The sequence below is a fragment of the Phyllobacterium sp. P5_D12 genome (assembly GCF_054049495.1).
In genome coordinates this window covers 1-5,325 of record NZ_JBFUMG010000306.1, presented here as the reverse complement: position 1 = coordinate 5,325, position 5,325 = coordinate 1, and the positions used below count along the sequence as shown (strand labels likewise).

Annotated in this window: 6 protein-coding genes; 3 read left to right on the top strand and 3 right to left on the bottom strand. The window is 55.6% G+C overall.

Features of this window, described 5'->3' with window-relative positions:
- Together ACXJ5O_RS17855 and ACXJ5O_RS17850 are read right to left on the bottom strand one after the other, a co-directional pair.
- Positions 1-558: glutathione S-transferase family protein (locus tag ACXJ5O_RS17855; protein WP_457301058.1), on the bottom strand; the 558-nt coding region annotated here is incomplete at its 3' end.
- Complete coding sequence (locus ACXJ5O_RS17850) at positions 558-1,103, bottom strand: thermonuclease family protein (protein ID WP_457301057.1); 546 nt, start codon at positions 1,101-1,103, stop codon at positions 558-560. The genes ACXJ5O_RS17855 and ACXJ5O_RS17850, both read right to left, overlap by 1 nt.
- A 255-nt stretch (positions 1,104-1,358) precedes the next feature.
- Between ACXJ5O_RS17850 and ACXJ5O_RS17845 the strand changes: the two genes are divergently transcribed.
- Together ACXJ5O_RS17845 and ACXJ5O_RS17840 are read left to right on the top strand one after the other, a co-directional pair.
- On the top strand, positions 1,359-2,882 hold the full coding sequence (locus tag ACXJ5O_RS17845) for a sensor histidine kinase (RefSeq protein WP_457301056.1): 1,524 nt from the start codon (positions 1,359-1,361) through the stop codon (positions 2,880-2,882).
- A gap of 90 nt (positions 2,883-2,972) precedes the next feature.
- A complete protein-coding gene (locus tag ACXJ5O_RS17840; protein WP_457301055.1) occupies positions 2,973-3,419 on the top strand; it encodes a DoxX family protein in 447 nt (148 codons plus the stop codon).
- 49 nt (positions 3,420-3,468) lie between these two features.
- Here the strand turns inward: ACXJ5O_RS17840 and cobT are convergent, their stop codons facing one another.
- The gene (gene cobT / locus ACXJ5O_RS17835; RefSeq protein WP_457301059.1) at positions 3,469-4,488 is read right to left on the bottom strand and encodes a nicotinate-nucleotide--dimethylbenzimidazole phosphoribosyltransferase; all 1,020 of its coding nucleotides are present in this window, start codon (positions 4,486-4,488) and stop codon (positions 3,469-3,471) included.
- Between the two features lie 118 nt (positions 4,489-4,606).
- On the opposite strand from cobT, the gene cobS reads away from it, so the two are divergent.
- On the top strand, positions 4,607-5,325 hold a 719-nt coding region (gene cobS, locus ACXJ5O_RS17830; protein WP_457301054.1), incomplete at its 3' end, for an adenosylcobinamide-GDP ribazoletransferase.

Genomic DNA, 5,325 nt, shown 5'->3' with positions numbered 1-5,325 from the left:
ACCCAGCTCTTCAGGCATTTGTATCCTGGCGAGTTTTAAGAAGTCGATCGACACAAGCAGCGTGATATCCGCAATCGAAAACTCATCACCTGCCAAAAACTCATTCGCGGCGAGTTGATCATCCATAATCTTCATCGACGCCAACGCTTTCGGCCGATTGGCTTCGCCCCAAGCCGGGATCTGCGGAACCTCCCATTCCACCATAGCAGGGTGYGTATGGCGAAATGCTGCCATCACGACAGTGAGGACATGGAGGTCAGCGCGGCGGTTCCACATTTCCACCTGCGCCTTGCCAACGGCGCCCGTACCAAACAAAGGCGGGTCCGGATACAATTCCTCAAAGTAGCGCGAGATTGCTACCGATTCGCTGATAACCGCACCGTCGTCGAGCTCAAGTGCCGGCAGCCGCTGAAATGGATTGAGTGCTGTAAACTCAGGCGTCTTGTGTTCCATGGCGTTCATGTCAATTGGCACCAAGGGCACCTCGATGCCCTTCTCCGCCAGGAAAATACGAATGCGGCGTGGATTGGGCGCGCGCCCTCCATCGTATAGTTTCATCAGAGTCCTCCCACTAAACCACGGATCCATCCTACGAATTGGTCAATCAGGTCCGGTGCACGATTGGGTTGCGGTTGCGGCGCTTCCGGCACCTGCTCATGCTCCCTGCGCCAATCTTGCGGTGTCTCAAATTTTCCCGACCACAGACCTTTTTTGTCTCTTCGAGCTTGCAGTTCTGCATCACGATAATCGCCATAAGCGATCGCCTGTCCAGCCTCAACCATGGCACGATTGAGATCTATCGCGCCAATAAAGCAAACAGCCAGGCTGCGATTATATTTATCGTGGCCATGTCCGTCGCAGCGAACTGGTCTGCCCTGGATCAGCTGAACCAACGTCTGTCTGGCGGCTTTCCCACAAGCATTGGCGCCGCAACTCTGCTCAAGCTCCGGAGCATCTATGCCTTGGAGACGAATATGGTTGCCTGAAATGGAAAGTGTGTCACCGTCAATGACATAGGCCTTGCCCGCGAGCAATTGTGTCGGCGCTTGTGGTTGACTGAGTTTGGCCGCGAGCAGAGCGACCAGCACGAAGAAGATCGCCATCAGGCTGTAGTCCACCAGCTTGCGACCGAATGAACGCGGCGCCGACGGCTGGCGCCGCCATCTGCGACGATAGCTGCGGTACCCTCGGTTCATCGCCATTTCATTGGTACGATAAGGTTCATATAGGCCCTTGGAGCTAATCCGATCGATACCATTTGCTGTATTGGTTTGATGGAGTGTTAATCATTTCTGAATAGCCTTGCGATGCAATGCTGCCACAAGTGCAGAGCTATGGATATATCTGGAACGAGGCGCATGGCATCACTCAACGCGACCAGTGCAGACAAGAATATTGTTGATCGCCGCAAATTGCCGCGCAACAAGGATCTCACTATCGTCATGCGCGGAGCGCGTGAACGTCTGATGGAGCGTGCAGGCATCCATCATTTTGATCGCGAACTGCTCTTCATGCATACGCGTGCCTTAATCATCAACTCAGCGACTATCCCGCTTCTGATAGCCATGATTGTCGTCATAGGCGTGTTCGCAGGTTTCGACAAAACGATTGTCTTGTGGGCCGGCTTCGCTATCGGACTCTATGCGATATTGGGGCTCCTCGCACGCCACCTGGAGAAAACAGGCCTGGCTAACGAGGAAATCCGGAAATGGCAAATAATCTATTTGAGCGGTCATTTCATGACCAGTCTGGGATGGGCCTATTTCACCTTCCTCGATTGCACTGCCTGCGGCACCAATCTTTTTCCCGTGATCAAGGCCGTAGTCATTATTCTGGTGATGGCGATTACCGCGATTATTTCGTCGGCGCTTCGTGCAGCTATTCTGGCGGCATTCGCCCTACCAGTCCTGACTTACACCATGCTGGCTTGGACGCATTTTGACAATCCAGTGCAGGCGACGATGGTGATCATGCTCGTTGCAGGGCTCGCCTTTTTCTATCTGGTTGCAACCCGGCTCAACCAGTCGATTGCAATCACTTTGGCATTGCAAGCAGAGAAAGACGCGCTGATCGCCGAACTCGAAACGGCAAACGCCATGTCCGACGAAGGCAGACGGCGTGCAGAGGAAGCCAATCTCGCCAAGTCGCGCTTTCTGGCTTCGATGAGCCACGAACTACGCACGCCCCTCAACGCAATCCTCGGCTTCTCGGAGGTCATGGCCAAGGAAGTGCTGGGGCCGATCCAGAACGGGACATACCGCGAATATGCCAGCGATATTCATGCTTCTGGCGAACATCTCCTCAACCTCATCAATGAAATACTCGATCTGAGCCGGATCGAGGCAGGCAGATACTCCATCAACGATGAGCCGCTGCTGCTGACCGACATTGCCAGCGAATGCATTCACATGATGAATTTGAAGGCCCGCAACAAGGATATCGCCCTTATACCACAGTTCGAGACCGGGATGCTGCGCCTCACGGCCGATGAGCGCTCGATTCGTCAGATATTGCTCAATCTCATGGCCAATGCGGTCAAGTTCACGCCGCCAAATGGCAAGATCTATGTCAAAGTGGGCTGGACCGCAGGTGGTGGCCAGTACATTTCGGTCCGCGACACTGGACCCGGAATTCCGCCGGAAGAAATACCCATCGTTCTTTCAGCTTTCGGCCAAGGTTCGATTGCAATCAAAAATGCCGAACAGGGAACTGGTCTAGGTCTTCCCATCGTTCAGGCGTTGGTTCACATCCACGACGGCGAGTTTCATCTGTTCTCCAAATTGCGTGAAGGGACGGAAGCGCTCGCTACGTTCCCGCGCAGCCGTGTCCTTCAGGGCACTCAGGCAAAGCAAAGCAAGCCTTTCCATAAAAAAGCTGCCTAAAACACTCAAGTTCAATTTATTGTTATTTGCTCGTTGGTGAGCGGCCCTGCATTGCTCATGGCAGCGCAACAATGAACGGAACATTTCTCAATGAATTCAAACGGCAATAACCGTCCTCTGATCATCCCCGCTCTTGGTGGCATCTATGCCGCTCTCGGTGATATCTCCGAAACGATCCTGCGGGTGGTGGCTGGTTCTGCACTCGTCGTGCACGGGTCGGGCAAGATCGTCAATMCGATGGGCTCGGTGGAAATGGTCGAAGGCCTCGGCTTCTATCCGGGCGTGTTCTGGTCGCCGCTTCTCGCCGCCACCGAGTTCTTTGGTGGCATTTTCCTTACCATTGGCCTGCTCACGCGCCCTGCAGCGTTCGCGACGGCGATCGTGCTTGCAGTCACTATATACTTCCACGGTTTTGTGCAGGGGCAGGGCTGGAGCGGTTCAGAAAAATCTATCCTGTGGACGGCAATCCTCTTTTTCTTTGTCATTCGTGGCGCGAGCAACCACTCCCTCGATGCCAGGATTGGCAAGGAGTTTTGAACTCCTACCATTTGAAAAAGGGGCTTACTTTTGCAGGCCCTTTTCTTATTCAATCGCGATTGCTGACGCCGGCCTGATCGAACGTCGCCATACCGCTGTGGCAGAGTACCGCTGCCTTGATGATGCCCGCTGCAAGTGCCGCGCCGGTACCCTCGCCGAGCCGCATTCCAAGGTCGAGCAATGGCTTTTTTCCAAGTTTCTCTAAAACCTTGCGATGGCCGGGCTCCGCTGAGACGTGGCCGAAAAGGCAGTGGTCGATCGCTTCCGGATTCGCAGCATGCAAGATCGCCGCGGCGGCAGTGGCCACATAGCCATCGATGATAACCGGGATTTTTTCAACGCGCGTAGCAAGGATGGCACCAGCCATAGCGGCGATTTCGCGCCCGCCCAGGCGGCGCAGCACTTCGAGTGGATCTTTCAAATGCGAAGCGTGGAGAGCGACTGCTGTGCGCACAGCGTCGGCCTTGCGCTTCATTCCCTCGCTGTTGGCACCCGTGCCTGGACCAACCCATTCCTCTGCAGTACCGCCATAGAGACCGTGGAATATCGCCGCGGCAATCGTCGTATTGCCAATCCCCATCTCGCCGATGCAAAGAAGGTCAGTACCACCAGCGATCGATTCCATACCGAACGCCATGGTCGCCGCGCAGGTCTTTTCGTCCATGGCCGCTTCTTCGGTGATATCAGCAGTCGGATATTCAAGCGCAAGGTCGAAGATTTTCAGACCAAGGTCGTTGGCGATGCAGATCTGGTTGATCGCAGCTCCGCCGGCAGCAAAATTTTCGACCATCTGCGCCGTGACGGAGGAGGGATAGGGTGAAACACCTTTGGCGGTAACGCCGTGATTGCCCGCAAAGACTGCGACAAGCGGCCGGGTGATCTGCGGGCGCGAACGCCCTGTCCATGCGGCAAGCCATTCGACAATCTCTTCCAGACGCCCAAGTGCACCCGGTGGCTTCGTCAACGTCGCATCGCGCTTGCGTACGGCGGCAACTGCGGCGTCGTCGGGTCCAGGCAATGTCTCGATGAGAGTACGAAAATCGTCAAACGGCAGGCCAGTGGTCATGATATACCTTGCGTCTTCATAGAAAAATAGCAACCACCGTCCTATAAGCGCTGGGAGAGAAAACGCAAAGGTCAACCCGCGGCGCAGAGTGTCGCGACCTCGGTGAGTCAGGGGCTGCGGCATGGATTTGGTCAATGACACGATGCGGGCGCTGGCCTTTCTCTCACGGCTGCCCGTCCCGCAGCGCTGGTTCGAAGGCTATGACGGTTCGCTAAGTAGCACCGTGCGGGGCTTTCCCCTGGCAGGTGTGCTTATCGCCCTGCCCGCTTCGCTCATCCTGCTCATCACGCATGCACTTGATCTTCCCGAAATCGTCTCGGCGTTTTTGATTGTCGTCGCATTGATCATCACCACCGGTGCATTGCATGAGGACGGGCTTGCTGATGTAGCTGACGGCTTCTACGGTGGGACGTCGATTGACCGGCGGCTGGAGATTATGAAGGATTCGGCGGCGGGTTCTTACGGTGTACTCGCACTGATTGTCTCTGTGTTCTTGCGGACGGCGTTGCTTACCACGATACTCAACGAGGTTGGTGTAATGCATGCGGTAGCTGTCATCATAGGGACAGAAGCCGCCAGCCGCTCCGTCATGGCAAAATTCTGGCAGAGCCTGCCATCCGCGCGGGCGGGCGGCGTCGCCGACCAAGCGGGGGCTCCAACTGCCGAAGCAGCCAATTTTGCTCTGATCCTTGGCGCTGTCGTTCTTGCAATCAGCTATGGCGCTGCTGGCGGGCCACTAGCAATCGTCATCGCGGTATGTTTGACGGCGCTCATCTTTGTCGGTTTTTCCGCACTTTGCYGCGAAAAGATCGGCGGACAGACGGGTGATACATTGGGGGC

Excerpts from the sequence above, each read along its gene's own strand:
- ACXJ5O_RS17845 (WP_457301056.1), top strand. The coding sequence starts at position 1,359 with ATGGCATCACTCAACGCGACCAGTGCAGACAAGAATATTGTTGATCGC.
- ACXJ5O_RS17850 (WP_457301057.1), bottom strand. The coding sequence starts at position 1,103 with ATGGCGATCTTCTTCGTGCTGGTCGCTCTGCTCGCGGCCAAACTCAGT.